Raw genomic sequence first — 25533 nt, forward strand, 5'->3', positions numbered from 1 at the left:
AAGGTAAGTTGGCGAAAGCGGCGGTATCTCCCCCCCTCGAGGAGATCACGCACTCCACCATTTCACCCCGCCCCCGCATCATGCTAACCAACCCGCCATGGCACAGAAGAAAGCTTACGAGGTCGATGGGTGGTTGGCGCGGCCGGACCAGCGCATCTCCATTGTCCTGCTTTACGGCCCCGATCGCGGCCTCGTCTCCGAGCGGGCGAAGGCCTTTGCCGAAAAGACCGGCCTGCCGCTCGACGACCCGTTCTCGGTGGTCCGGCTCGAGGGGTCGGAAGTCGATCGCGACGAGGGCCGGCTGCTTGACGAAGCTCGCACCGTGCCGATGTTCTCCGACCGGCGCCTGCTTTGGGTGCGCAATGCCAGCGGCCAGAAGGCGCTGGCCGACGACGTCAAGGCGCTGACGGCGGAGCCCGCGCGAGACGCGATCATTCTCATCGAGGCCGGCGATCTCAAGAAGGGCGTCGGGCTGCGCGCCATCGTCGAGGCGGCAGACACTGCCATGGCGCTACCGTGCTATGCCGATGAAGCCCGCGACATCGACGCGGTCATCGACGATGAACTGCGCAAGGCCGGCATGTCGATGACCATGGAGGCGAGGCAGGCGCTGCGCCGCAATCTCGGCGGCGACCGGCTGGCCTCGCGCGGTGAGATAGAAAAACTCATTCTCTACGCCCATGGCCAGAACGAGATCGGGCTGGAGGACGTCAAGGCGATGTCGGGCGACGTGTCCGGCGCCTCCTTCGATGACGCCGTCGATGCGCTTCTCGAAGGCAAGATCGGCGACTTCGACACCGCCTTTAGCCGCCATTGCCAGTCGGGCGGCCAGCCCTTCCTGGTGCTGTCCTCGGCGATGCGGCAGTTGCAGCAGATCCAGGTCATGCGCGGCCAGATGGACTCAGGCAATCGAAGCGCCGCCTCGGTCGTCGCCGCCGCTCGGCCGCCGGTGTTTTTCTCTCGTCGTAAGCTGGTCGAGAAGGCTCTGGAGCGCTGGAGCACCGACGCGCTCAGCCGCGCGCTGACCCGGCTGCAGACGGCGGTGCTGCAGACGCGGAGGCGGCCGGATCTTTCCGTGGCGCTGGCACGGCAGGCACTGCTGGGGATAGCGGTCGAGAGCAGCCGGCTGGCGCAGCGGTAGGAGAGCGATCCTTCTCCTTTCGGCGCCGAGCCGCTGGCTCCATTGGTCAATTCATTGTAATGGCGCCCACCGGCTGAAAGGTTGGCAGCGCCTGTGGAAAGACCAGTATCGCCGCGCCATAAAGAAGCAGAGCGATACCCGACACCTTTGCGATCCCACCTCCTGACGGGAGGGTCTTTTCCGCAAAGATTAGCAAGGTGACCACGGCCATTGCGGCGACGTTCATGATCCCGAGAGGAAAGAGGGCGAGAAACAAAAGCCAGCAGCAGCCCAGGCAAAAAAGTCCATGCTCCAGGCCCATGCGAACCGCACCCCAGTAACCATCGCGCCATGAGGTCAGGATGAAGCCAATCGGCGTGCGGCATTTGGCCAGACATAGATCTTTCAGTGGGGAGAGTTGATAGGCGCCCCCGATCATCAGCAGCGCGCCGCCGATACGCGCGGCCGTCGCCGTGGACAATCCCACACGCCCGGCAAGCATCTCCGCACCCGCCGCCCCGGCAAAGGCGATAACGCCCATCACGCCCCAAACCAGCATGTACCCGGCCACGAACACCCAGCTCGAGACAAAGGTCTCGCCCCGGCCCTGTTTGCCGGCCTGGACCTGGTGAAACGTCAGGATCATGGGCGCGGCCGTCGGAAACATCATGGCAATCATCATGATCATCCAGACGGCAAGAAACAGCGGCGCCTTCATGCCCATAGTGAGTGCGTACATTTCCATGCGCATGTCCGCGTCCATGCCCATCTGCTCCCAGATAAGCAGGGTCCACGCCGCCGCAGCGATAGCGATCAGCAGCGCGAGAATTATGTATCGCTGCAACGTCGGCGCCATGGACGGGTCGTTTCGTACTATGCGGCCAACGGCTACTGCTGGCCAGACCAATTGATCGGGGCGTAATGTCCGTTTCGGCGGGAATTGTCCCAGCTCATGCCATGGTCGCTGAATGTACTGCCTTCCGCCCCCATCGCCAGGGCGAGCCAGTCGGGATTGATGGGATGGCCGGTGGCCGCCCACATCTGCCCGTCCTCGCGCATTGTCGGCAGCGGCTCGACCGCCATCTGCATGACGCCCGCGATCTCCGCCGACCGCTTCTTGCCGTCTATCCGGTAGCTTATCGGCACCTTCTTGGCGCCAAGGTTCGTGCCAATCATGGGCGCCAGCACCGCCATCGGGCCGCCCGCGGCGCCAGTGAAGATGGCACCTAGCGCCTCTGTTTGCCTGTCATCGGCCCGTTCGTCGATATAGGCGGCGGCCGTCCAATTGCCGTTTGCCATCGGACCCGGCGTGTGAGCAACCATCGCGACACTGAGCCCATCCAATCGAACGTCGCCGTAGTTGCCCGTATCGATATGAAAGACCAAACCGACGTCGCAAACACCTCTCGTCGGCTTCGATGTCAGCTGCGCGTTGGTGGACAGCAGGCAAGGACATACGACATCGCAGCTACAATTTTCGAAGTAACTTCCGGACAATTGCCAACGGACTGCCATTTGCACCTCCCACTTGCGTCAGGCGCGTCGGCATATCGCTTTGGCGAGGCGGTGCCATTTCACGACTATTGTAGGAACGGCAAATAGCCCTTGCCTCGACTGACCGGCACGCTAGGGCACATAATTTAAGCCATATGTAATATAGGTTACGCCGTTGCCTGGCACTGTCAAGCCGCGAGCGCCAGGGCTGGCGACAGGCGCTGCTCGGGATCGCAGTTGAGAGCGCGAGGCTGGGGCAGCGCGCCCAATCTCCCCTCTCAAGGGGATTCGCGGCTTCGCCGATTTCGCCAATCACCATTGCCACAAAGGAAAAAGGCCGGCCCAACGGTCAGCCCCTTTCTCACATGCGCCAAATCAATCTCCGACTTGAAGATAATTCGCCGGCTAACTACCGCTCCTGCTTTAGCCGCCGGCACAGCTCATCCAGCTGCTCCAGCGACCGATACGAAACCCGCAGGACGCCGCCCTTGCCCTTGTGATCCACCGAAACGATCATGCCGATCGTATCGGTCAACAGCTTTTCCAGCGCCAGCGTGTCGGGGTCCTTTTGCTCCGGACCCGGCGCCGGCTTGGCTTCCTTGGCGCTGCTGCTGCCTGCCGGCATCTGCGCCAGCGCTTCGGCCTGGCGCACGGAAAGTCCTTCTTCGACGATGCGCTTGGCAAGGCCGGCCGGATCTTCCGCCGTCACCAGCGTGCGGGCATGGCCCGCCGACAAAGCGCCGTCGACCAGCATGTCGCGGATCACGTCGGGCAGCTTCAGCAGGCGCAGCGTGTTGGCGACATGGCTGCGGCTCTTGCCGATCACCTGGCCGAGATCGGCCTGGGTGTAGCCGTGATCGTCGATCAGCTGCTGGTAGCCAAGCGCTTCCTCGACCGCGTTAAGATCAGTGCGCTGGACGTTCTCGATGATTGCCAGCTCGAGCGCGGTGCGGTCGTTGACCTCGCGGATAATGACCGGGATCTCGGACAGCCCGGCACGCTGCGCCGCGCGCCAGCGGCGCTCGCCGGCGATGATCTCGTAGCGGCCGGCCTGTGTCGGCGAAGGCCGCGCCACCACCGGCTGGACGACGCCATGCTCGCGGATCGACTGCGCAAGATCGGTCAGATCGGCGTCGCCGAAATGCCGGCGCGGATTTTTCGGATTTGGCGTCAGGAACTCGATCGGCACCTTGCCGTCGGCGCTCATACCCGGCTTTTCGGGTGCTACTGGGCGATCAATCTCGCCGATCAGCGCTGCCAGTCCACGGCCCAGTCTCTTTCTCGAAAGGTCTTCGCTCATTTTTATTCCAAAGTCCCGGATCGTTTCGGTATCGAATCGGCTTTTAACTGTGTGGACGGTCTATTAAGCAGCGCGTAACTTGCGCTCACGGCGGATCACTTCCGACGCCAGTTGCAGATAGGCCTGGCTACCCGAGCATTTCAGGTCGTAGAGGATCGCCGGCTTGCCGTAAGACGGCGCCTCGGACACCCGAACATTGCGCGGAATGATGGTCTCGTAGACCTTGTCGCCCATATGCGCCCGCACATCCTGCACCACCTGGTTGGCGAGATTGTTGCGGCCGTCATACATGGTCAGCACGATGCCCTGGATGGTGAGATCCGGATTGATCGAACGGCGCACCTGCTCGACCGTTTCCAGCAATTGGCTGAGACCTTCGAGCGCGAAGAATTCGCATTGCAGCGGCACAAGAACAGAATCGGCTGCCGCCATGGAATTCAAAGTCAAAAGGTTGAGCGACGGCGGGCAGTCGATCAGCACATAGCCGAACGGCGCCCCACGGGCGGTTGCGGCGCGAAGCGCATTGCGCAGCTTGAGCACACGGTCGGGTGCGGAGGCGATCTCCATTTCGATGCCGAGCAGATCGAGCGTCGACGGCACGATCGACAGGCCAGGCACAGCCGTCGGGATGGCCGCGGCTTCCAGCTCCAGCTCGCCGGTCAGCACGTCATAGGACGAGACCGTCCGATCCTTGCGGTCAATGCCAAGGCCGGTGCTGGCATTGCCTTGCGGATCGAGATCGACGATCAGCACCTTTTCGCCGATCGCGGCCAGCGCGGTCGCCAGATTGATGGCGGTGGTGGTCTTGCCGACGCCGCCCTTTTGGTTGGCTACGGTGATGATTCGGGGGCCATTCTTCATCATGGGTCTATGCCAGAAGTTCATTTTGGGTCGCCAAATGGTCTGAAAGGTCGCAGATCAGACAGGTCGCAGGTTCGACAATTCAAGGATGACCCCATGAGGGTCGGTCACACTTGGATGTTCTACCAGATCGAAGGACCATCGGTGAACGCTTTCTTGCACTTCGGCGCGGTAATCCCGGCCTTTGTGGAACAGGCCGCGCGCGCCCGACGCCAGCCAGGGCGCCGACAGGTCCAGCAAAGTCGAAAGCGAGGCCAGCGCTCGCGCCGTGACGATTTGCGGTGTCGAAACAAGCGCATGGCTGTCGTCGATGCGGCGCGCTACGACCCGCGCCGGCAGGCTGAACTGTCCGACCACGGTCTGCAGGAAGGATGCTTTTTTGCGATTGCTTTCAACCAGATCGATGCTGGCGCCGTCGCGCTCGGCAAGCAGAAAAGCCATGACGAGGCCGGGGAATCCGCCACCCGAGCCGAGATCCACCCAGCGTGTGGCGGCCGGCTCTATGCGCCCGAGCTGCGCGCTGTCGAGGATGTGGCGCTGCCAGACATCGCCCGACGTCGACTGCGCCACAAGATTGATGCTGCGGTTCCATTTCTGGAACATCTGCTCGAACGCCATCAGCCGATCGAATGTTTCACGTGAAACCGGGCCCGCCGCGTCCTGCAGGCTCTCTAGGGACATAGAGCTCACGCAACATCCTTTTGTGGGCGCTGGGCGCTCTCTGCATGGCGGACATGCGCGACAATGATCGCCAGCGCTGCCGGCGTCATGCCTTCCATACGCTGGGCATCGGCGATCGAGCGCGGCCGCCGCGCCTGCATCTTCTGCTTCAACTCGTTCGACAGTCCCGGCACGCCGGCGAAATCGACCGCCTCAGGGATCAAGCGGCTCTCTTCATGCCGGATTTGCGCCACATCCGTCCTTTGGCGATCGAGATAGACCGAATATTTCGCTTCCGTTTCGAGACGTTCCGCCGTCTTGCCGTCGATTTCCGCGAACCGCGAATCGATACGAGCCAGCCAGGCCACATCGACGTCGGGATAGGACAGCAGTTCATAGCCGGACCGGCGTACGCCATCCCGGTTGATCTCAAGCCCGTGACGCGCCGCCTCATTGGGGGTCAGGGTGAGCGACTTCGCCAGCCGACGTGCTGCATCGAGGCACTGCATGACTTGCTCGTAGCGCTGCATCCGCTGCGTTGAGGCAATCCCCAGCCGGGCGGCGAGCGGCGTCAGCCGCTCATCGGCGTTGTCGGCGCGCAGCGACAGCCGGAACTCGGCACGCGAGGTGAACATCCGGTACGGCTCGCTGATGCCCCGGCTTGTCAAATCGTCGACCATCACGCCGATATAGGCCTCGGTGCGGCTGAGCACGATCTGCTCGTTGCCCGATATCAGCTGCGCCGCATTGAGGCCGGCGAGCAGGCCCTGCCCGGCCGCCTCTTCGTAGCCGGTCGTGCCGTTGATCTGGCCGGCGAGGAACAGACCACCGATGCGCTTCGTCTCCAGCGTCTGGTGCAGCTCGCGTGGATCGACATGATCATATTCAATCGCATAGCCAGGCTGCAGCATGACAGCCCGCTCCAGCCCGGGGATGGTTTTCAGGATTTCGAGCTGCACATCCTGCGGCAGCGAGGTCGAGATCCCATTCGGATAGACAGTATCATCGTCCAGCCCCTCGGGCTCGAGAAAGATCTGATGCCCGTCCCTGTCGCCGAACTTGACGATCTTGTCCTCGATCGACGGGCAGTAGCGTGGTCCGACGCCTTCGATCGAGCCGGAATACATGGCGGACCGGCCGAGATTGGCGCGGATCAGCTCATGCGTGGCCGTGGTCGTGCGTGTGATGCCGCACTCGATCTGCGGCGTCTCAATGCGGTCGGTCATCAGCGAGAACGGCACCGGATCCTCATCCGCCGCCTGCTTTTCCAGCGACGCCCAGTCGATGGTCCGGCCATCGAGCCGCGGCGGCGTGCCGGTCTTCAGCCGTCCGAGCTTGAAGCCCGCCCGGTCCATCGTTGCCGACAGGCCAAGGCTGGCCTGCTCGTTCATGCGGCCGGCGACAATCTTTTTCTCGCCGATGTGAATAAGCCCGCGCAGGAAGGTCCCAGTCGTCAGAACGACCGCGCCACAGGCAAGCCGCCTGCCGTCAGCCAGGAGAACAGCCGCGATCCGGCCGGCGACGATCTCGAAGTCCAAAACCTCGCCTTCGACGACGTCGAGATCGTTCTGCTGCCGAATCGCTTCTTGCATGGCAAGGCGATAGAGCTTCCTGTCGGCCTGCGTGCGGGGGCCGCGCACCGCCGGACCCTTGCGGCGGTTGAGCAGACGGAACTGAATGCCGGCAGCGTCGGCTACCCGGCCCATCAGGCCGTCCATGGCATCGATCTCGCGCACCAGATGACCCTTGCCGAGCCCGCCGATCGCCGGATTGCATGACATGACACCGATCGTATCAAAGCGTAGCGTCACCAGTGCAGTCCTGGCACCGGCGCGCGCAGCAGCACTGGCCGCCTCGCAACCCGCGTGGCCGCCGCCCACCACAACCACATCATAGTGATTGGTCATCACAAACTTCCTAAACTCAATGAATGAGGGACACATGTCCCTGCGGGGCGATGCTGTCAAGAAAACTCCGCGAGTCGTTTCACGTGAAACAACCGTGCGGGCTGTCAGCTCCATGTTTCACGTGAGTCACCGGGGCCGCCTGACGCGTTTCACGTGAGTCACGCAGGCGGCGCAGCGCGGTGGCCCAGACGAAGCCTCGTCATCTACGGGCGGAGCAGGAGCGAAGCTCCGTCTCGGAGGCCCGAGGAGGATGACGTCGTGGTTCCTCCCAGCAAGCCACTGTTTCACGTGAGTCATTTCCCGATGCAGAACTGCGAAAAGATCACGTCCAGCATGTCCTCGACGTCAATGGCGCCAACGATTCGGCCCAGGCGATCGGCAGCGAGCCGCAACTCCTCGGCGCGCAATTCCTGTCCGACAGTCCTGTCGTCAATGGCACGAAGCAGATGGCTGTTTGCCGCGCCAAGCAATTCGACGTGGCGCAGGCGTGAGGGCAGAACATCGCCGACGCTACCGGCCGCCTCCGCCGCACGCCGGCCGATTTCCGCCAGCAGTTCTTCCACGCCGGCCCCATTCTTCACCGAGATGACAAGATCATAATCGCCAGCCGCTTCGTTTGCAGCACGGCTCTCCAGCAGATCGAGCTTGGTGCCGACGCGCAAGGCCGGCGCCTCCGTCGGCAGCGACCCGATGTCCCTGGGGTCCGCAACGTCCTGCAGCAGCAGCAAGAGATCGGCACCATGCGCCTTGGCCTTCGCCTTCTCGATGCCAATCGCCTCGACCTTGCCCGGCGCATCGCGCAGCCCGGCCGTATCCGTAAGCCTGACCCGCAGCCCCTGAAGATCAAGTGTGACTTCAAGCAGATCCCGCGTCGTGCCGGGCTCATCCGTTACTATAGCGGCATCCCGCCGCGCCAGGGCGTTGAACAGACTCGACTTACCAGCGTTGGGCGCACCAAGGATGACGACCTCGAATCCATCGCGAATGATCTCGGCGGCGCGAAACCCGGCGATGTGTCGGTCGATCTCATCGATCATTATCCGGACGTCGGACCAAACCGTATCCGAAACGGAACCGGGGACATCGTCCTCATCGGCAAAATCGATCTCCGCCTCGATCATGGCGCGGGCATGGACCAGCCTGCGGCGCCAGCCGAGGTAGAGTTCGCTCTGAACGCCTTCGGCATTTTGGACAGCAAAACGCCGCTGCGCCTCGGTTTCGGCGTTGACGAGATCCGCCAGCGCCTCGGTCTCGACCAGATCGACTTTGCCGTTAAGAAAGGCGCGGCGGGTGAATTCGCCTGGTTCCGCGTGCCTGACGCCGTCAAAACCAGTGATCGTCTCGAGCATCCTGGCCACCACCGCACGTCCGCCGTGAACGTGGAACTCCGCGACATCTTCACCCGTAAAACTGGCCGGCCCGGGAAAGAAGACGACCAGGCCGTTATCCAATACGGTTCCATCGGGCGCCCGCAGCCTGCGCAAAACCGCCGCGCGGTCCTTAACCATAGTGCCGGCGATCGTTTCGACTACGAATCGAGTCTGCGGGCCCGAAATGCGGATGACGGCGACGCCGGCCGGAAGCCGGCCGCTCGACAATGCAACGATCGAATCGCCTGAAATCATTTGCCCGCTCTACCGAACCACCCTAGCTTCGCGCCCATACGGTAACCCCAACCGAGTTTACCCATCGTGACGCTACCCGCGCAAAACCTGCTTGCCCAGGAGGCCAGCCCCTATCTGCAGCAGCACAGCGGCAATCCCGTCCACTGGCGGGCCTGGTCGCCGGCTTCGCTTGGGGAGGCAAAGGCGCTGGACAGGCCGATCCTGCTTTCGGTCGGCTATGCCGCCTGCCATTGGTGCCATGTCATGGCGCACGAAAGCTTCGAGAACGCTGACGTCGCCGCCGTCATGAACCGTCTGTTCGTCAATATCAAGGTCGACCGCGAGGAGCGCCCTGACATCGACCAGATCTACATGGCGGCGCTATCCGCCATGGGCGAGCAAGGCGGCTGGCCACTGACCATGTTCCTGACCCCGGACGGCAAGCCGTTCTGGGGCGGCACCTATTTCCCGCGCGAGCCGCGCTATGGTCGTCCTGGTTTCATCCAGGTGATGGAGGCGGTGGACAAGGCCTGGCGCGAGAAGCGGGCGAGCCTCAACCAGAGCGCCGACGGCCTGACGACACATGTCGAGGCGCGGCTCGCCGGCTCGCATGCGAAAACAGGGCTCGATTGCGACACGCTGGCGGAACTGGCCAAGGGCATCGACGGCATGATCGACCGCGATCTAGGCGGCTTAAGCGGCGCGCCGAAATTCCCCAATGCGCCGTTCATGCTGACACTCTGGCTGTCCTGGCTGCGCGACGGCAACGCCAGCCATCGCGACGACGTCCTCAACAGCATCGAACAGATGGTAAGCGGCGGCATCTACGATCATATTGGCGGCGGGCTCAGCCGCTACTCGACCGATGCCGAATGGCTGGTGCCGCATTTCGAAAAGATGCTCTACGACAATGCGCAGCTCATCCGCTTCTGCAATTGGGCCTATGCGGCAGGCGGCAATGAACTGTTCCGGGTGCGAATCGAAGAGACAGTCGACTGGCTGCTGCGCGAAATGCGCGTTGACGGCGGCGCCTTTGCCGCCAGTCTCGACGCCGACAGCGACGGTGAGGAAGGGCTGTTCTACACCTGGAGTCGGGACGAGATCGAAGCCGCCTTTGGCGACGATTCATCCTTGTTTTTCAAGCACTTCACACTCTCCAGTCCGCATGGCTGGGAAGGCAAGCCGGTCGTCCACCAAACAGGGTCCCAGCAATCCCAAAGTGTGATCGACCGCGAACAGCTTAGCCCGCTCAAAGCGAAGCTTCTCGCCGTGCGGGGAGAGCGGGTCAGGCCCGGCCTGGACGCAAAGGCGCTCACCGACTGGAACGGCCTGATGATTGCAGCGCTTGCCGAGTCAGGCCGCTCGCTGGCGCGGCCTGACTGGATCGACGCGGCGGCAAAAGCTTTCGCCCATATCAGCTCTGCCAGCCGCGATGGCCGCTTGCCGCATTCGATGCTCGGCGCGAGAAAATTGTTCCCTGCTTTGTCCAGCGACTACGCCGCCATGACCAACGCAGCGATCTCGCTGTTCGAAGCGACTGGCAATTGGAGCTATGTCGACCAAGCCGGCCAATTCATCGGGCAACTCGACCATCGGCACGCCGACGCCGAGAAGACAGGCTACTATTTGACCGCCTCGGACAGTGCCGACGTGCCGATCCGCATCAGGGGCGATGTCGACGAAGCCATTCCGTCCGCCACCGGCCAGATCATCGAGGCGCTGGTCCGGTTCGCGTCCGTCACCGGCGATCTCGAGCTGCAGGAGAGGGCCTGGCAAGTCGCCGAACATGCCGCTGGCCGTGCGGCGCACCAGGCCTATGGCCAGGCCGGTATCGTCAACGCCTGCGCGCTGGCAATCGAGCCGCTCAAGCTGGTCATCGTCGATGCGCTGGATGATCCAAGGCTCGTTCCGGTTGCGAATCGATACCCGGACCCGCGTCGCGTCGACATGGTCGCATCAATCGGTACGGGTGCGAATCGACCCTTCCTGCCTGGTGGAGTCTTGCCGCCGACCGACAAACCTGGCGCCTGGCTCTGCACCGGCCAGGTCTGCCTGCCGGTCGTCACGGATCCGAAGGAGCTGGAGCAGCTCCTGCGTCGTCAATAATCAGGAGGCGTCGCTCTCCGCCGGCGCAGGAAACGCTGCCGTCTCGATCGTAGCCGCAATCTGTCGTGGCTTGAACAGCAAATCCTTCGCCGCGATTACCGCGCCGATTGTGATCAGCACGCAAGCGAGCGCCACCGACCAATGGAACACGCCAAACCCTGCCAACAGCAGCACGATCACCGAAAACAACGGTGCGGCGTAGGACAGGGCGCCGAGGATCATGATGTCCCCGTGCTTGCAGCCAAAATCCCAGGCGTAGAAGCCGGCTCCCAGAGGGATCGTGCCCAGAATGACGATAGCCATCCACTGCGTCGGCGTCTGCGGCCAGACCGTGGTCTCGAGGGTCAGGTGCAGCGCGAAAGCGACCGCCGCCGTGATGAAACAATAACCCGCCACGACATCGGTCGGCACCTGGCCGAAGCGGCGCGACAGGACCGAATAACCGGCCCAGATGAAGGCGCAGAACAGAGCGATGACATGGCCCTTCATCACCCCATTGGCCAGCCCGACATTGCCGCCCTTGGTGATCACGACGATGGCGCCGGCAAGCCCGAGAACAACGCCCACGACGTGATGAACCCTCAGCCTTTCACCGGGCAGGAAGGCGGCGAAGACGACGATCAGCAGCGGCCAGAGATAGGCGATCAGGCTGACCTCGACCGGCGGCGCCGACTGAATCGCGAAGAAGTAGGCGCAGTGGTAGATGCACAGTCCCGCCGTGCCGATCGCCCAGACCGGCCATGGCTGCCGCAGCGACCGGATCGCGGCCGGGCGGACAATCCAGCTGCTTGCGCCGACCAGCCCTCCGAGCAGGAAGGTCATGGCCGCCAGCTGAAAAGGCGGGATCGGGCCGGCGGCAGTCGAAAGCACTGCCAGGAACGACCAGGTCAGGATGGCCGAAAAGCCGATCAGGGTCGGGATGGTCTTCTTCACGTCGCTGCTTCCAATTCGAAGACGTCAGCTTTGCATGAAGGCGAAATTATCTGCTGCCGCATACGGCCGCTCGATATCGGGAAAGCGACTTGCCGCAGGGTAATGAAAAACCCCATCCCGGTTTCCCGGAATGGGGTTTCAATGTAGAGGCCGGAAAGTTTCGGCCTGACCTTTACGTGTTCATCGAATCGAAGAAATCCGCATTGGTCTTGGTCTGCTTCAGCTTGTCGATCAGGAACTCGATCGCGTCGGTGGTTCCCATTGGCGCCAGGATGCGGCGCAGCACGAAAATCTTCTGCAGATCCTGGCGAGCGACCAGCAGGTCTTCCTTGCGGGTGCCGGACTTGAGGATATCCATGGCCGGATAGATGCGCTTGTCGGCGACCTTGCGGTCGAGCACGATTTCCGAATTGCCGGTGCCCTTGAACTCTTCGAAGATGACTTCGTCCATGCGGCTGCCGGTATCGATCAGCGCGGTGGCGATGATGGTCAGCGAGCCGCCTTCCTCGATGTTACGGGCGGCGCCGAAGAAGCGCTTCGGGCGCTGCAGCGCGTTGGCGTCGACACCGCCGGTCAGCACCTTGCCGGATGACGGCACCACGGTGTTGTAGGCGCGGCCGAGACGGGTGATCGAATCGAGCAGGATGACGACGTCGCGGCCATGTTCGACCAGCCGCTTGGCCTTCTCGATGACCATTTCGGCGACCTGTACGTGGCGCACCGCCGGCTCGTCGAAGGTCGAGGAGACGACCTCGCCCTTTACCGAGCGTTGCATGTCGGTCACTTCCTCCGGCCGCTCGTCGATCAGAAGCACGATCAGATAGCATTCGGGATGGTTGGTGGTGATCGAGTGGGCGATGTTCTGCAGCAGCACCGTTTTACCAGTGCGCGGCTGCGCCACGATCAAAGCGCGCTGGCCCTTGCCGAGCGGCGCCACCAGGTCGATGACGCGAGCCGAGATGTCCTTGGAGGTCGGAACTTCCATTTCCATCTTAAGGCGCGAAGTCGGATACAGCGGTGTCAGATTGTCGAAGTGGATCTTGTGGCGGATCTTTTCGGGATCGTCGAAATTGATCGTGTTGACCTTGAGCAGCGCGAAATAGCGCTCGCCCTCTTTCGGGCTGCGGATCGGCCCTTCGACCGTATCGCCGGTCTTCAGCGAAAAACGCCGGATCTGCGACGGCGAAATGTAGATGTCGTCGGGACCCGGCAGATAGTTGGCGTTGGCTGAGCGCAGGAAACCAAAACCGTCCTGCAGCACCTCGACCACGCCGTCGCCGATGATCTCGACGTCCTGTGCGGCCAGTTTCTTCAGGATCGCGAACATCAGCTCCTGCTTGCGCATGACACTGGCGTTTTCGACCTCGAGCGATTCGGCATAAGCGATCAGCTCTGGTGGTTTCTTGTTTTTGAACTCGGCGAGTTTCATTTCTTGCATAGACGGACCTTGAATAGATGGAGTCTGGGTAAGCTTTGGGAAAATATCGGCGGGATGCGACAAATGCCGGGCGCGGCCGAAAGCAATGAGGGGCGGCGCATGACGGGAAGGAAGACCCGTCTTTTATCGTCGGTCGGGTGAAAGAGCAAGCTGCGTTTTATGGGCCAAACAGGCCTAGAACGGCTTGACGACAACCAGGATCACGATTGCGATCATCAGCAATGTGGGGATCTCGTTGACGATTCGCCAGTGCTTCGCGGGTTTTTCATTGCGGTCCTCGGCGAATTTGCGCACCGCGCCGGCCAGATAGCCATGAACGGCGGACAGCAAAAGCACCGCACCGATCTTGGCGTGCAGCCAGCCGCCCTGGAAATCAAAGCCCTTCCAGGCCAGCCACAGGCCGAACACCCAGGTGACGATCATCGCCGGATTGATGATGCCGCGCAGCAAGCGCCGCTCCATCACCTTGAAGGTCTCCGACTGCACCGAACTCTTCTCTACATCGGCATGGTAGACCAGCAGCCGCGGCAGATAGAGCATGCCTGCCATCCATGAGATCACGGCGAGGATGTGGATCGCCTTGGCCCAGGGATAAAAACTGTCGGGAGCGGCGAAATACAAAAGTGCGGTAAGCACAACCAGAACGCCTATGCCAATGACCATGCGCATCATCGCCTGCCCGGTGCTATTCGTGTTGTTCATCTGAGCCATCAGCGTGTCGCGCTCCTCACCTGTTTCACCATCGCCTCGACATGGGCGATCGGCGTCTCCGGCGTGATGCCGTGACCGAGATTGAAAATCAGTGGTCCGTCTCCCAGCGCCTTCAGGATCGCTTCGACGCCGTCGGACAGTGCCTTGCCGCCCGCCACGAGGCGCAAGGGATCGAGGTTGCCCTGGACCGCACCCGATCGCTGCAATTCCTTCGCCGCCTCCAGGGGCACCGTCCAGTCGATCCCCAGACCCGTCACGCCCGTCTTCCGGCGATAGGTCTGGTAGCGGGAGCCGGCGCCCTTGGGAAAGCCGATGATCGGCACATCGGGATAAACGGCTCGAACCTGCCTGACGATCTCCGCCACCGGCTGGACGCAGAACAGGTCGAAAGTTGCGTCATCGAGCACGCCGGACCAGGAATCGAAAATCTGCACCACGTCGGCGCCGGCCTCGATCTGGCGGATGAGATAGGCGGCCGAATGATCGGCAAGCACTTTCAACAGGTGCTGGAACGCTGCCGGCTCGCGATAGGCAAACAGCCGCGCCGGCGCCTGGTCGGGCGTGCCATGGCCGGCGATCATGTAGGTCGCCACCGTCCACGGCGCGCCGCAGAAGCCGATCAGCGTTGTCTCGTCGGGCAATCTTGCCCGCAAGCGGCGAACCGTCTCGTAGACCGGTTCGAGATTCACGTGAAACACCTTGCTTTCCAGAGCCAAGATCTCCTGCGCCGTGATCGGCGTCAGCAGCGGCCCTCGCCCCTCTTCGAAGCGGACGTCGCGGCCAAGCGCATGCGGAACGACAAGGATATCGGAAAACAGGATCGAGGCATCGAAGCCGAAGCGCTCGATCGGCTGCAAGGTCACTTCGACGGCAAGGTCGGGATCATAGCAGAGATCGAGGAAGGACCCGGCTCGTCTGCGGGTTTCACGATACTCCGGCAGATAGCGCCCGGCCTGACGCATCATCCAGAGCGGAGGCGGAAACACCGCTTCGCCCTTGAGGACGTCCAGTATGATCCGGCTTTTGGGCATCAAACGCTCGCCTCTCCCAGCCCTCTATAATCTTAAAGATTCTTATATCTAAGATTCTTCTGATTCTAAGAGTCTGTTGGTTGTGGTGGTTGTCACCTGTCCCGCTTTGCCCCGAAAAACACCAGCAAGCATATTGTCGCGCGCTTCTTTCTCCCGGATGTAGGGCTCTGGGGATAGTTTGGAATCCGCTACTGGAGTCAAAGCCTTAGGATGCTCCGGGAAAAACCGGCCCTGTGGACAGAAGCAGGGCAAGAAAACCGGTCCCCAAACTTGTCCCCAGCCGCCCGACGAAGCTGACAGCGCATCGAATTGTGGACAAACTGCCATCTGATACAGTCGCCTCCGACCGACCCGTCTTTTCATCCCGCTTTATCCACAGAAGCCCACAGCCCCAGGTGACCCCCTGTGAACAAACCCCAGAGCTTCTTCCACCTGCACCTGATTTCCGACGCGACCGGCGAAACGCTGCTCGCCGCCGGCCGGGCGGCTTCGGCGCAGTACAAGGATGCGCGTGCCATCGAGCACATCTATCCGCTCATCCGCACCGAAAAGCAGGTGGCGAAAGTGTTCGAGGACATCGAGGAGGAGCCCGGCATCATCCTCTATACGGTCGTCGACCAGAAGCTGGCACGCGGCATCGACGAGCGGTGTGCGACCATGGGCCTGCCCTGTGTGTCGGTGCTGGAGCCGGTGCTGACCGTGTTCCAATCCTATCTCGGCACGCCGGCCGGCCGGCGCGTAGGCGCCCAGCACGTGCTCGATGCTGAATATTTCCGTCGCATCGATGCGCTCAATTTCACCATGGACCATGATGACGGCCAGCTGCCGCTCAATATGGACGATGCCGATGTCGTGCTGATCGGTATCTCGCGGACGTCGAAGACGCCAACCAGCATCTATCTCGCCAACCGTGGCATCAAGACCGCCAACATCCCGATCGTGCTCGGCGTGCCGGTGCCGGAAAGCCTGGTCAACGCCAAGACGCCGCTGATCGTCGGGTTGATCGCCACCGCCGAGCGCATCTCGCACGTCCGGCAAAACCGCATCCTCGGCAACAGCAGCTCTTATGAGGCATCAGACTATATCGACCGCGCCGCCATTACCGAAGAGCTCGCCTACGCCCGCCAGATCTGCACGCGCCATGGCTGGCCGATGATCGACGTCAGCCGTCGCTCGATCGAGGAAACGGCAGCGGCGATCGTTGCCCTGCGGGGAAAGAACCGATAATTGGAGCCGCCGCGCGTCGCCAACACCCCACCGCTACGTCGCTTGAAAGTTACAGTGCCCGACGGGCGCAACGGTTTTCTACTTGGATGAACATCCCGACGGCAACTGGACGGGTAATCAGGCGCACGAACCATGACCGAGAAAATCATCCTCGCTTCGGGCAGTCCGTTCCGCAAGGCAATGCTCGTCAGTGCCGGCGTCGACGTCGAGGCGGTTCCGGCCGATGTCGACGAGCGTGCACTCGAGGCGCCTCTGCAGGACAGCGGTGTCTCGCCCGAGGATGTTGCCCTGGTGCTGGCCGAAGCGAAGGCCACCGAAGTCAGCGAGCGCAAGCCGGGCGCCCTGGTGCTGGGCTGCGACCAGACGCTGTCGCTCGGCGACGAGGTGTTCCACAAACCGGCCGATAGGGAAGGCGCGCGCCGTCATCTCCTGGCACTCTCCGGCAAGACCCATCAGCTCAACAGCGCCGCAGTGCTGGTTCGCGACGGCAAGGTTTTGTGGCGTCATGTCGGCATCGCCAGCATGACCATGCGCAAGCTCGACCCCGCCTTCATCGGCCGCCACCTCGCCCGCGTCGGCGCCAAGGCGCTGTCGAGCGTCGGTGCCTACCAGATCGAGGGCGAAGGCATCCAGCTGTTCGACAAGATCGAGGGCGATCATTTCACCATTGTCGGCCTGCCGCTGTTACCGTTGCTGGCCGAGCTGCGCACGCTGGGAGCCGTCGATGGCTGACGCGACAAAGAAGGCCTTCGTCACCGGCCATCCGGTCAAGCATTCGCGCTCGCCGAAGATCCATGGCCACTGGCTGGCCAGACATGGCATCGACGGCAGCTACCAGGCCATCGATGTCGCGCCGGAAAACTTTGCCGATTTCGTTAAGACGCTGCAGGCAAACGGCTACCGCGGCGGCAACGTCACCATCCCGCACAAGGAGGCGGCTTTCGCACTGGCCGAGCACCGCGACCAGGCGGCGCAAGAAATCGGCGCCGTCAACACGCTGTGGTTCGAAGACGGAGTCCTGTGGGGCGGCAACACCGACGCGCACGGCTTTGCCGCCAATCTCGATGATCATGCGCCGGGCTGGGCGAGCGAGGGCCCGGCGGTCGTGCTTGGCGCCGGCGGCGCATCGCGCGCGGTCATCCATGCGCTGAAGGAGCGCGGCGTTGCCGACATCCGCATCGTCAACCGCACGCTGGCCCGGGCTATAGAATTGCGCGATCGTTTCGGCGCCGGCGTTTCGGCGCATGGCATGGCGGTGACCAGCGAATTGCTTGGCGATGCCGGCCTGCTGATCAACACCACGGCCCTCGGTATGCACGGCAATGAGGGCCTGTCGGCCGATCCCGCTTTGCTGCCGGACCACGCCATCGTCACCGACATCGTCTATGTGCCGCTGGAAACGCCGCTGCTTGCGGCGGCCCGCGCGCGACAACTGAAGACGGTCGACGGCCTCGGCATGCTGCTGCATCAGGCCGTGCCCGGCTTCGAACGCTGGTTCGGTGTCAGGCCGCAGGTCACGGCCGAACTGCGCGCGCTCATCGTTGCCGATCTGGTGCCGAAGCCATGATCGTGCTCGGCCTCACCGGCTCCATCGGCATGGGCAAGTCGACCACGGCCAAGATGTTCGCCGAGGCCGGCGTGCCGGTTCACGATTCCGACGAGGCGGTGCATCGCCTCTATGCCGGCAAGGCAGCACCTTTGGTCGAGGCGGCCTTTCCTGGCACCACATTTGCCGGAGTGGTTGACCGCACCAAACTTGGCGCGCGTGTGCTCGGTGACGCCGCCGCGCTGAAGCGGCTCGAGGCGATCATCCATCCGCTGGTGCGCGCCGACGCCGATGCCTTCCTGGCCAGGCATCGTAAATCAGGCACGCCGATCGCCGTCCTCGACATCCCCCTGCTGTTCGAAACCGGCGGTCGTGGCCGCGTCGACAAGGTCGTCGTCGTCACCGCGCCACCTGAAATCCAGCGAGAACGCGTGCTGGCGCGGCCGGGCATGACGGAGGAAAAACTGGCGTCGATCCTGGCCAAACAGGTGCCGGACGTGGAAAAGCGCCGCCAGGCCGATTTTGTCGTAGACACCGGCCAGGGGCTGGACGCCGCGCGGGTAGCGGTCAAAGCCATCATCGCCGAACTCTCCGGGGATAAGTCCGGTAAGGCAGGCTCCTGACACTACAGCGCCGCGCGTCCGTTTGGACGCGCAAAGGACGCTGTAGCACTTTGATTTTGCGCATGTCCTTTCCGAAAATCGGTACCGATTTTCGGGGACATGCGGCAGGTCGTCAGCATTGGCCATTGCCATTTTGTTCCGGTCTCATGATTCTGCTCCTTTGGAGCACCTGATTCGATGCGTGAGATCATCTTCGACACGGAAACCACCGGCCTCGATTCGCGCGACGACCGCGTGATCGAGCTGGGCGGCGTCGAGCTGGTCAACCGCTTCCCGACCGGAAAGACCTTCCACCACTATATCAACCCTCAAGGGCGCGCGATCCACGCCGAGGCGCAGGCCGTGCACGGCATCAGCGCGGCGGACCTCGCGGGCAAGCCGACCTTTGCCGAAATCGTCGAGGAGTGGCTGGCCTTCACCGACGGCGCCAAGCTGGTCGCCCACAACGCGACGTTCGACATCGGCTTCCTCAACGTCGAGTTCGGCCGGCTGGGTCACCCCGTCATCGACAATGGCCTTGTTGTCGACACGCTGGCACTGGCACGCCGCAAGCATCCGATGGGTCCCAATTCGCTCGACGCGCTCTGCCGGCGCTACGGCATCGACAACACAAGGCGCACCAAGCACGGCGCCTTGCTCGATTCCGAATTGCTGGCCGAGGTCTATATCGAGCTGATCGGCGGCAAGCAGGCGGCCCTCGTCCTCGACAGCGCCACCGCGCCGGCCCGGGGCAACGAGAATGTCCGCCAGATCGAAATTGTCATCAGCCAGCGGCCGGCACCCTTGCCGCCGCGCCTCACCGAAGCCGAGCGCGGCGCGCATGCCGGCATGGTCGCCACGCTTGGCGAAAAGGCGCTGTGGCTGAAGGTTGTCGGGAACTAAAGTACGTTCCGTAGCGATCCTTCGCGCTGTCCCGTCGGCGTCTCAGCTATATTTCTCCGGCGCCCCCCAAAACAAAAAACCCGGCGCGAGGCCGGGTTTTTCACAATTCGTGGCTGGCAGGCCTCAGCTCACCTTGACCTTGGTGGCCGCCTGGTCTTCGGCCAGCTTCTGCTGGAACATCTGCGCGAAATCGATCGGGTCGAGCATCAGCGGCGGGAAGCCGCCGTTGCGGGTTGCCTCGGCTATGATCTGGCGGGCGAACGGGAACAAAAGGCGCGGGCATTCGATGAACAGGATCGGCAGCATGTGCTCCTGCGGGAAGCCGCTGATGGCGAACACGCCGCCATAGACCAGCTCGACATTGAACAGCACTTCCTGGTCGAAGGACGCCTTGGCGTTCAGCGTCAGGTTGACGTCGAACTGCTTGTCGGAGAGCGGGTTGGCGTTGACGTTGACGTTGATGGCGATGCCGGGCGCCTTGTCACGGCCACGCAGCGAATTCGGCGCGCCGGGGCTTTCGAAGGAAAGGTCCTTCACATACTGCGCCAGCACGTTGAGCGACGGCTGCGCCGCATTGCCGTTTCCGTTGGCTGCGCCGACCGGCGCGTCATCTTTGCTGGCCATAAGCCTTGTCCTCTTGCCTGGGCAGCGTCGCTGACCGAATTGAAATCGGGCGTTCGCTACCATGGCGGGGATGACAAGACAAGGTTTGCCGCCTTGCGGTAGTGGTAGCGTCACATTTGAATTTCCGCTTTCGGTCTTATGGCATCAAAGTGCTATTGTTCGCGTCGCCGAGGGTCCAGATGATCACACCTAAAAAATTGACGGCCAAGCTGCGGTCGGTACCTGAAGCCAAGTCCATCTTCGACAAGATGGCTGAGTTGCCCCTTTGGGATGCCGCATACCTTCTCCTGAGATCCGAATTTTTGCTCAATATGATTGAGTTCGATGCCGGACTTCGCAACGTGCCTTTCGTCGACGATCCTGCCGTGCCGGCTAAGCCGCTTATCGGCCCGCGCCGTACCATATTGAGATTCAACCCGCATGAAATGATGGTCCTTCGACTGAAGGCAGCCCACCCCAACGCAACCAATGCGCGTCTCCTGGAAGCCATCGAGGCAGCCCGCGAGTTGCAAAGCCAAAAAGCGTGGAAACTGATGATGGACGCCGATTTCTCCAGGGCGCGCTCAGCGACCACTTTGCAAGAGGAATGGCCTGGTTTCGAACAGAAGACCTATGAGTTGGCCTATCATGATTTTCGAGTGGCGAACCGATGATGCTGCCTCTTGGAGGGCGGCGTCCCTACTCGTCCTTGAGGCGGCGCCAGGGCGAGTTGTGGTCCGGACCGCGCGCATAGTCGTCGCTGCGCGAATAATCGCCGTCATCGAGGTCGATGGTCTTGTCGCGTTGCCGGCCGCGGAAGCCGCCGGTCGAGAAATTGGTGGCCAGCACGACGCGGCCCTTCAACGCCCGCCAGGCGAGGTCGCGGATCGGCGGCAGGAACAGCAGCAGGCCGATAATATCCGTGATGAAGCCGGGAATGATCAACAGGATCGCCGCCAGCACGATCATGGCGCCATGCGCCAGTTGCCGGCTTGGATCGCGGCCGGCGTCCATCTCGGTCCGGATCCGCGTCATGACGCTGAAACCCTGATGCCGGAGCAACAGCGCGCCGGCGATACCAGACGCCAGCACCAGGCCGACCGTCGCCAAGGCGCCGACCTGGCGTCCGACAACCACGAAGCCGGCGATTTCCAGCAGAGGAAGTGCCAGGAGAAAAAGCGGAAGGAACGGAATGCGCAAGTCTTGCCAACCTTTTTCGATCGTTTTGGCTGTTTCGATTGTTTTGGCCGTCGGCGAGCAATCGCCGCTGGCACTGAGGCTGTTAGATAGGTATGCCTGCCTTTGATTTGAATGATTGCGCCTTGCGTTCTATATGCTTTGAATGTTGAACGCTATGCGACCGCGGCCATTGGGCCTGACGGTCCGGCCACAAGGCAGGGATTGATTGGCGGAAGATATGGGATTCTTCGACTTCGGCACGATTTTCTTCCTGATTGCGGCGGTGGTCATCTTTTTCCAGCTGCGCAATGTGCTGGGCCGTCGTACCGGCAGCGAACGGCCGCCCTTCGATCCCTATACGGCGGCCCGCAGCGACAAGGATGCCGCGCAGAAATCCGAAAATGTCGTTTCGCTGCCGCGCAAGCGTCTGCCGGGTGAGCCGGCGGCCGCCGACACCTACGCGGCGATCGACGCTTTTGCCAAGCCCGACACCGACCTCAACAAGGGCCTGCGCACGATCAAAGACAACGACCCGTCCTTCGAGCCGAAGGGTTTTGTCGACGGCGCCAAGATGGCCTACGAGATGATCGTCATGGCCTATGCCGACGGCGACCGCAAAACGCTGAAGAACCTGTTGTCGCGCGAGGTCTATGACGGCTTTGTCGCCGCGATTGGCGAGCGCGAGGCCAAGGCGGAAAAGATCCAGTCCTCCTTCGTCGGCATCGACAAGGCCGACATCGTCTCCGCCGAGATGAAGGGCGGCGAGGCGCATGTCACGCTGCGCATCATCAGCGAGCTGATTTCGGCGACCCGCGACAAGGCCGGCGCCGTCATCGACGGCGATCCGGAAACTGTCGCCGAGGTCAAGGATGTCTGGACCTTCGCCCGCGACACGCGCTCGCGCGATCCGAACTGGAAGCTCGTCGCCACCGAGGAAGAAGACTGAGTTCGGATACGCGGCGAGGCTCCGGTGTCGCTATCGCCCCTCTTTGTCGGAAAATCTTTCGCTGACCTCCCTGGCTGGGAGGACGACGACCATCTGGCGGCTTTCGAAGCCTTTCGCCGCTCGGCCTTTCATGTCCTGACCAGACCCTATCGCAGCGGTGCGCTCGGCGTCGACTTCGACGCCTTTGCCGAATCCTACGCCGAGGCCCGCATTGTTTCGCCGGCGAATCGGTCGCCATTTCTAGATCGAAAGGAAGCCCGGGCCTTCTTCGAGCGCTATTTTGTCCCAGCGCACATCCGCGCCGAGAATGGCGGCGCCGGCCTCGTCACTGGCTTCTACGAACCGCAAGTCGAGGCCTCGCCGGTGCGGACGGACCGCTTTTCGGTGCCGCTGCTGTCGCGCCCCGCCGATCTCGTCGATATCGACGACGCCAACCGGCCGTCTGGAATGGATTCGTATCTCGCTTTCGCGCGGCAGACGCCGGACGGGCCGGTCGCCTATTTCGATCGCGGCGCGATCGAGCGCGGCGCGCTTGATGGCAAGGGCCTGGAAATCGCCTGGCTGGCCGACAAGGTCGATGCCTTCTTCATTCACGTGCAAGGTGCTGCACGACTAAACATGACCGACGGCCGGCTTGCCCGCGTCACCTATGCCGCCAAATCCGGCCAGCGCTTTACCGGGCCCGGCAAGATCCTGAGCGAGATGGGCGAGATCCCGCTGACGGAGGTGACGATGCAGTCGATCCGCGCCTGGTTCAAGGCGCACCCCGACCGCATCGACGAGATCCTGTGGCAGAACCGCTCCTACATTTTCTTCCGCGAGGCCGATGTCGAGGACGCGGCCCTTGGCCCGATCGCCGCCGCCAAGGTGCCGCTGACACCGGGCCGCTCCATTGCCGTCGACCGCCTGCTGCACACATTCGGCACGCCGTTCTACATCGACGCCTCGACACTGACCGCTTTCGACGCAGAACCGTTCCGGCGCCTGATGATCGCGCAGGACACCGGTTCGGCCATCACCGGGCCGGCGCGGGGTGATCTCTTCGCCGGCTCCGGCGACGCGGCCGGCGAGATCGCCGGCGTGGTGCGCAATGCGGCCGATTTTTATGCGCTGGTGCCGCGCGTGCTCTTTCCGGGTGCGAATCGATGACCCGGCGCCCAGACAAATTGAGCGAAGACGACCGGGTTCTGTGGAACCTGGTCGCGCGCACGGCCAAGCCGCTCAAAGGCAGGACTGCAGTCGACGTCCCCGAAATTGCTGCCGAAGCCAAGCCAAGTCAGTCGCAGCCCGCGCTGGCCGCTACCAACGCCGCAGGGACCGCAAAGCCGAAGGCTCAGCATGTCACGCACCGCCTCGACGAGCCGACGCTGGATAAACTGTCGAAAGGCCGGCTGCCCATCGAGGGCCGCGTCGACCTGCACGGCATGACGCAGGACGAGGCCTATTCGCTGCTGTTTTCGTTCCTGCACCGGGCGCATGCCGGCGGCATCCGCTATGTCCTGGTCATCACCGGCAAGGGCTCGTCTTCCGGTGGCGATGGCGTCTTGCGGCGCGCCGTACCCGCCTGGCTGTCGACGCCTGCCTTCCGGCCGCTTGTCTCCAGCCACGACCATGCCGCGCGCAACCATGGCGGTTCGGGCGCGCTTTATATCCGGCTGCGGCGGGTGCGTTCATGACCCCGTTCGGCGAGAAGCTGCGGACGCTCAGAAGCGAACGCCGTGTCAGCCAGAAGGACATGGCGGCGGCGATCGGCGTCAGCGCCGCCTATCTGTCGGCGCTGGAACATGGCAGGCGCGGCGCGCCGACCTGGACGCTGATCCAGAAGATCATCGGCTATTTCAACATCATCTGGGACGACGCCGAGGAGCTGGCGCGGCTGGCCGAAGCCTCGCACCCGCGCGTCAAGCTCGACACGTCGGGTCTGAACCCGGCTGCCACCGAGCTGGCCAATCTCCTGGCCGAGAACATCGAAAAACTCGACGAAGCGGAGCTTCGCCGCATCACCGCATCGATCCGCGCGGCGCTCGGCCGGCGGCCATAACTCGCCGGCTCGTGCCAGGGGCCTGAGTTCCCCTAGTGGCGCCGGCGTTCACTTCACCTGAAGAGCCCGCCGGCGGTCAACAGTGATCATTTCTTGCCGGCCGTGCCGCCATTGTTTCCCCGGCCACCTTTGTCGCTATGGTCGTGGCCATTGTTTCCGCCGCCCAGGCAGTCCGACGCCCCGGCAGCGCTGCAACAACGGCCAGCCCAGAGGTCGTTGAGGTTGGTTTTGGCACAGCTGGTGGTCTGATCTGCCATAGCGGATCCGGCTAGGCTCGACACCGCGATAGCGGCGAGAAGGGTGTTTCGCAGAAAAGCAGTCATCTGAAGTCTCCATGGTTGGTTTCGGTTCACGGCTGTGTGTCGTTGGCCGGAGCGAAATGGTTCATGGAGAAGTGCGAAAATTCATTCGGGGCGTGGTAAATATTGGCAGACGTCGCGCTGCCACTCATCCGCCTGCCGGCACCTTCTCCCCGTTACTGTGACGGGGAGAAGGGTATAGCCGCGCCGTTGGCGCTTGCGACGTTGATGATTGGCGAAAGCGCGATGAAAGCGTCTTTCTCCCCGCCCCTATACGGGGAGAAATGTCCGGCAGGACAATGAGGGGCGGCGCCGGCCTCGGCTATTTGGCGAAAGCGCGATCGTGCTTCGAAGCTTCCTACTGCACCGCGCCGACCAGCACCTGCTGGCCGCCACGGATCGAGACCCAGCGGCCGGTGTTGTCGATCGCCTGCCGCTTGAGGAAGCGGTAGCCGGTCGCGTCCCATGGCCTGACCTTGTCGGTCAGATTGTCGAGCACATAGTCGCCCTTGTCGGTGCGCACTGTCAGCACCGCATGGCCTTCGCCGTCCGGCTTGCGCACCACGGTGATCAGAAGATCGGCAAGCGAGATGCTCATGCGCGAAAGCTGGCGCCGCTTTTCCAGCACGTAGTCCTCGCAGTCGCCGACGCCGTTGTCGGGATAGGCCCAGACTTCGTCCTTGCCGTAGATGTCCATGTCGCTCATCGGCTTGACGGCGGCGTTGACCCTGGCGGTGACATTGAGGAGCTTGCGCATCAACCCGTCGGTCATCGGGGCCGGCGCGAGATTGGTCGGACGGATAGAGCATTCGCCCGGATGCAGCTTGCAGAAGTCATAGTGGCCGATCGGCTGCGAGGTGAGCCCCCCGGTCGCCATCGCTCCGGCCGCCAAAGCCGGCGCCACCCAGCCTCCCGTTACTGCCAGCCCGGCCGCCACATACACGCGCAGCCTTCGTGCCATTGATGAGGATATCATTGTCCCCGCTCACCCTTGTTATTAACGAAAGGTTAAGGGGGATTTA

The 25533-nt window shown here is 62.7% G+C and carries 27 protein-coding genes; 12 read left to right on the forward strand and 15 right to left on the reverse strand.

All coding sequences use genetic code 11. From position 1 onward, the window contains the following. Positions 1-97: 97 nt before the first annotated feature. Positions 98-1141, forward strand: coding sequence for a DNA polymerase III subunit delta (gene holA, locus EJ076_RS04035; protein WP_126066983.1), 1044 nt, complete (start codon positions 98-100; stop codon positions 1139-1141). A 46-nt stretch (positions 1142-1187) separates the two neighbouring features. On the opposite strand, the gene EJ076_RS04040 is transcribed toward holA, so the two are convergent. The 7 genes from EJ076_RS04040 to mnmE all read right to left on the reverse strand — a co-directional run bounded on the left by EJ076_RS04040 (position 1188) and on the right by mnmE (position 8967). Continuing rightward, positions 1188-1976, reverse strand: a complete 789-nt coding sequence (locus tag EJ076_RS04040) for a DUF2182 domain-containing protein (RefSeq protein WP_126066984.1) — start codon at positions 1974-1976, stop codon at positions 1188-1190. A 32-nt stretch (positions 1977-2008) separates the two neighbouring features. Further along, positions 2009-2635, reverse strand: a complete 627-nt coding sequence (locus EJ076_RS04045; RefSeq protein WP_109663597.1) for a DUF1326 domain-containing protein — start codon at positions 2633-2635, stop codon at positions 2009-2011. 388 nt (positions 2636-3023) lie between these two features. After that, positions 3024-3914, reverse strand: coding sequence for a ParB/RepB/Spo0J family partition protein (locus EJ076_RS04050; RefSeq protein WP_126066985.1), 891 nt, complete (start codon positions 3912-3914; stop codon positions 3024-3026). 63 nt (positions 3915-3977) lie between these two features. After that, a complete protein-coding gene (locus tag EJ076_RS04055; protein ID WP_109663593.1) occupies positions 3978-4778 on the reverse strand; it encodes a ParA family protein in 801 nt (266 codons plus the stop codon). Positions 4779-4832: 54 nt separating this feature from the next. After that, positions 4833-5465: a 16S rRNA (guanine(527)-N(7))-methyltransferase RsmG gene (gene rsmG, locus EJ076_RS04060; RefSeq protein WP_126066986.1), complete on the reverse strand. Its 633-nt coding sequence runs from the start codon at positions 5463-5465 to the stop codon at positions 4833-4835. After that, positions 5462-7342 (reverse strand): tRNA uridine-5-carboxymethylaminomethyl(34) synthesis enzyme MnmG, encoded by a 1881-nt coding sequence (mnmG, locus tag EJ076_RS04065; protein WP_126066987.1) that lies wholly within the window; start codon positions 7340-7342, stop codon positions 5462-5464. Before mnmG ends, rsmG begins: the two co-directional genes overlap by 4 nt. Before the next feature lie 293 nt (positions 7343-7635). Continuing rightward, positions 7636-8967, reverse strand: coding sequence for a tRNA uridine-5-carboxymethylaminomethyl(34) synthesis GTPase MnmE (gene mnmE, locus EJ076_RS04070; RefSeq protein ID WP_126066988.1), 1332 nt, complete (start codon positions 8965-8967; stop codon positions 7636-7638). Positions 8968-9033: 66 nt separating this feature from the next. Here mnmE and EJ076_RS04075 point away from each other — a divergent pair, with 66 nt between their 5' ends. After that, positions 9034-11052, forward strand: coding sequence for a thioredoxin domain-containing protein (locus tag EJ076_RS04075; protein WP_126066989.1), 2019 nt, complete (start codon positions 9034-9036; stop codon positions 11050-11052). On the opposite strand, the gene EJ076_RS04080 is transcribed toward EJ076_RS04075, so the two are convergent. The 4 genes from EJ076_RS04080 to hemE form a co-directional block, all read right to left on the reverse strand. Next, entirely contained in the window at positions 11053-11985 is a 933-nt protein-coding gene (locus EJ076_RS04080) for an EamA family transporter (protein ID WP_126066990.1), read from the reverse strand. 172 nt (positions 11986-12157) lie between these two features. Then, positions 12158-13423 carry a transcription termination factor Rho gene (gene rho / locus EJ076_RS04085; RefSeq protein WP_109663581.1) on the reverse strand — a complete coding sequence of 422 codons (1266 nt, stop codon included), beginning with the start codon at positions 13421-13423 and terminating at the stop codon, positions 12158-12160. A 174-nt stretch (positions 13424-13597) separates the two neighbouring features. After that, positions 13598-14134 carry a protoporphyrinogen oxidase HemJ gene (gene hemJ, locus EJ076_RS04090; protein ID WP_126066991.1) on the reverse strand — a complete coding sequence of 179 codons (537 nt, stop codon included), beginning with the start codon at positions 14132-14134 and terminating at the stop codon, positions 13598-13600. After that, entirely contained in the window at positions 14134-15165 is a 1032-nt protein-coding gene (hemE, locus tag EJ076_RS04095) for a uroporphyrinogen decarboxylase (RefSeq protein ID WP_126066992.1), read from the reverse strand. Before hemE ends, hemJ begins: the two co-directional genes overlap by 1 nt. A gap of 405 nt (positions 15166-15570) precedes the next feature. On the opposite strand from hemE, the gene EJ076_RS04100 reads away from it, so the two are divergent. From EJ076_RS04100 to dnaQ, 5 genes are all read left to right on the forward strand, one after another. Continuing rightward, positions 15571-16392 carry a pyruvate, water dikinase regulatory protein gene (locus tag EJ076_RS04100; RefSeq protein WP_109663575.1) on the forward strand — a complete coding sequence of 274 codons (822 nt, stop codon included), beginning with the start codon at positions 15571-15573 and terminating at the stop codon, positions 16390-16392. 132 nt (positions 16393-16524) lie between these two features. Continuing rightward, the gene (locus EJ076_RS04105) at positions 16525-17124 is read left to right on the forward strand and encodes a Maf-like protein (protein ID WP_126066993.1); all 600 of its coding nucleotides are present in this window, start codon (positions 16525-16527) and stop codon (positions 17122-17124) included. Beyond that, complete coding sequence (locus tag EJ076_RS04110) at positions 17117-17959, forward strand: shikimate dehydrogenase (RefSeq protein WP_126066994.1); 843 nt, start codon at positions 17117-17119, stop codon at positions 17957-17959. Before EJ076_RS04105 ends, EJ076_RS04110 begins: the two co-directional genes overlap by 8 nt. Beyond that, on the forward strand, positions 17956-18561 hold the full coding sequence (coaE, locus tag EJ076_RS04115; protein WP_126066995.1) for a dephospho-CoA kinase: 606 nt from the start codon (positions 17956-17958) through the stop codon (positions 18559-18561). The genes EJ076_RS04110 and coaE overlap by 4 nt, the downstream gene beginning before the upstream one ends. 177 nt (positions 18562-18738) lie before the next feature. Further along, complete coding sequence (gene dnaQ, locus EJ076_RS04120) at positions 18739-19443, forward strand: DNA polymerase III subunit epsilon (protein WP_126066996.1); 705 nt, start codon at positions 18739-18741, stop codon at positions 19441-19443. Between the two features lie 123 nt (positions 19444-19566). Here dnaQ and secB read toward each other — a convergent pair whose 3' ends face one another. Next, positions 19567-20067, reverse strand: coding sequence for a protein-export chaperone SecB (secB, locus tag EJ076_RS04125; protein ID WP_109663564.1), 501 nt, complete (start codon positions 20065-20067; stop codon positions 19567-19569). Between the two features lie 179 nt (positions 20068-20246). On the opposite strand from secB, the gene EJ076_RS04130 reads away from it, so the two are divergent. Then, complete coding sequence (locus tag EJ076_RS04130) at positions 20247-20720, forward strand: hypothetical protein (protein WP_126066997.1); 474 nt, start codon at positions 20247-20249, stop codon at positions 20718-20720. Between the two features lie 25 nt (positions 20721-20745). Here EJ076_RS04130 and EJ076_RS04135 read toward each other — a convergent pair whose 3' ends face one another. Then, entirely contained in the window at positions 20746-21246 is a 501-nt protein-coding gene (locus EJ076_RS04135; RefSeq protein WP_126066998.1) for an FxsA family protein, read from the reverse strand. Between the two features lie 217 nt (positions 21247-21463). Between EJ076_RS04135 and EJ076_RS04140 the strand changes: the two genes are divergently transcribed. The 4 genes from EJ076_RS04140 to EJ076_RS04155 are packed head-to-tail and all read left to right on the forward strand — an operon-like array spanning position 21464 to position 24212. Next, entirely contained in the window at positions 21464-22171 is a 708-nt protein-coding gene (locus EJ076_RS04140; RefSeq protein WP_126066999.1) for a Tim44/TimA family putative adaptor protein, read from the forward strand. A gap of 24 nt (positions 22172-22195) precedes the next feature. Beyond that, positions 22196-23320 carry a murein transglycosylase A gene (locus tag EJ076_RS04145; protein ID WP_126067000.1) on the forward strand — a complete coding sequence of 375 codons (1125 nt, stop codon included), beginning with the start codon at positions 22196-22198 and terminating at the stop codon, positions 23318-23320. Next, positions 23317-23847 (forward strand): Smr/MutS family protein, encoded by a 531-nt coding sequence (locus EJ076_RS04150; protein ID WP_109663556.1) that lies wholly within the window; start codon positions 23317-23319, stop codon positions 23845-23847. Before EJ076_RS04145 ends, EJ076_RS04150 begins: the two co-directional genes overlap by 4 nt. Further along, on the forward strand, positions 23844-24212 hold the full coding sequence (locus EJ076_RS04155; protein WP_109663555.1) for a helix-turn-helix transcriptional regulator: 369 nt from the start codon (positions 23844-23846) through the stop codon (positions 24210-24212). Before EJ076_RS04150 ends, EJ076_RS04155 begins: the two co-directional genes overlap by 4 nt. Before the next feature lie 86 nt (positions 24213-24298). On the opposite strand, the gene EJ076_RS04160 is transcribed toward EJ076_RS04155, so the two are convergent. Together EJ076_RS04160 and EJ076_RS04165 are read right to left on the reverse strand one after the other, a co-directional pair. Next, positions 24299-24535 (reverse strand): hypothetical protein, encoded by a 237-nt coding sequence (locus EJ076_RS04160; protein WP_109663554.1) that lies wholly within the window; start codon positions 24533-24535, stop codon positions 24299-24301. Between the two features lie 334 nt (positions 24536-24869). Next, complete coding sequence (locus EJ076_RS04165) at positions 24870-25487, reverse strand: transglutaminase-like cysteine peptidase (RefSeq protein ID WP_109663552.1); 618 nt, start codon at positions 25485-25487, stop codon at positions 24870-24872. Positions 25488-25533: the final 46 nt, after the last annotated feature.

Origin of the sequence: Mesorhizobium sp. M7D.F.Ca.US.005.01.1.1 (genome assembly GCF_003952545.1) — a bacterium.
Taxonomy (GTDB): Bacteria; Pseudomonadota; Alphaproteobacteria; order Rhizobiales; family Rhizobiaceae; genus Mesorhizobium; species Mesorhizobium loti.

What these genes read in the sequence shown, in the direction of transcription:
- holA (WP_126066983.1), top strand. Translation starts at nt 98, where the DNA reads ATGGCACAGAAGAAAGCTTACGAGGTCGATGGGTGGTTGGCGCGGCCG.
- EJ076_RS04040 (WP_126066984.1), bottom strand. Translation starts at nt 1,976, where the DNA reads ATGGCGCCGACGTTGCAGCGATACATAATTCTCGCGCTGCTGATCGCT.
- EJ076_RS04045 (WP_109663597.1), bottom strand. Translation starts at nt 2,635, where the DNA reads ATGGCAGTCCGTTGGCAATTGTCCGGAAGTTACTTCGAAAATTGTAGC.
- EJ076_RS04050 (WP_126066985.1), bottom strand. Translation starts at nt 3,914, where the DNA reads ATGAGCGAAGACCTTTCGAGAAAGAGACTGGGCCGTGGACTGGCAGCG.
- EJ076_RS04055 (WP_109663593.1), bottom strand. Translation starts at nt 4,778, where the DNA reads ATGATGAAGAATGGCCCCCGAATCATCACCGTAGCCAACCAAAAGGGC.
- mnmG (WP_126066987.1), bottom strand. Translation starts at nt 7,342, where the DNA reads ATGACCAATCACTATGATGTGGTTGTGGTGGGCGGCGGCCACGCGGGT.
- mnmE (WP_126066988.1), bottom strand. Translation starts at nt 8,967, where the DNA reads ATGATTTCAGGCGATTCGATCGTTGCATTGTCGAGCGGCCGGCTTCCG.
- rho (WP_109663581.1), bottom strand. Translation starts at nt 13,423, where the DNA reads ATGCAAGAAATGAAACTCGCCGAGTTCAAAAACAAGAAACCACCAGAG.
- hemJ (WP_126066991.1), bottom strand. Translation starts at nt 14,134, where the DNA reads ATGGCTCAGATGAACAACACGAATAGCACCGGGCAGGCGATGATGCGC.
- hemE (WP_126066992.1), bottom strand. Translation starts at nt 15,165, where the DNA reads ATGCCCAAAAGCCGGATCATACTGGACGTCCTCAAGGGCGAAGCGGTG.
- EJ076_RS04105 (WP_126066993.1), top strand. Translation starts at nt 16,525, where the DNA reads ATGACCGAGAAAATCATCCTCGCTTCGGGCAGTCCGTTCCGCAAGGCA.
- EJ076_RS04110 (WP_126066994.1), top strand. Translation starts at nt 17,117, where the DNA reads ATGGCTGACGCGACAAAGAAGGCCTTCGTCACCGGCCATCCGGTCAAG.
- coaE (WP_126066995.1), top strand. Translation starts at nt 17,956, where the DNA reads ATGATCGTGCTCGGCCTCACCGGCTCCATCGGCATGGGCAAGTCGACC.
- dnaQ (WP_126066996.1), top strand. Translation starts at nt 18,739, where the DNA reads ATGCGTGAGATCATCTTCGACACGGAAACCACCGGCCTCGATTCGCGC.
- secB (WP_109663564.1), bottom strand. Translation starts at nt 20,067, where the DNA reads ATGGCCAGCAAAGATGACGCGCCGGTCGGCGCAGCCAACGGAAACGGC.
- EJ076_RS04130 (WP_126066997.1), top strand. Translation starts at nt 20,247, where the DNA reads ATGATCACACCTAAAAAATTGACGGCCAAGCTGCGGTCGGTACCTGAA.
- EJ076_RS04140 (WP_126066999.1), top strand. Translation starts at nt 21,464, where the DNA reads ATGGGATTCTTCGACTTCGGCACGATTTTCTTCCTGATTGCGGCGGTG.
- EJ076_RS04150 (WP_109663556.1), top strand. Translation starts at nt 23,317, where the DNA reads ATGACCCGGCGCCCAGACAAATTGAGCGAAGACGACCGGGTTCTGTGG.
- EJ076_RS04155 (WP_109663555.1), top strand. Translation starts at nt 23,844, where the DNA reads ATGACCCCGTTCGGCGAGAAGCTGCGGACGCTCAGAAGCGAACGCCGT.
- EJ076_RS04160 (WP_109663554.1), bottom strand. Translation starts at nt 24,535, where the DNA reads ATGACTGCTTTTCTGCGAAACACCCTTCTCGCCGCTATCGCGGTGTCG.
- EJ076_RS04165 (WP_109663552.1), bottom strand. Translation starts at nt 25,487, where the DNA reads ATGATATCCTCATCAATGGCACGAAGGCTGCGCGTGTATGTGGCGGCC.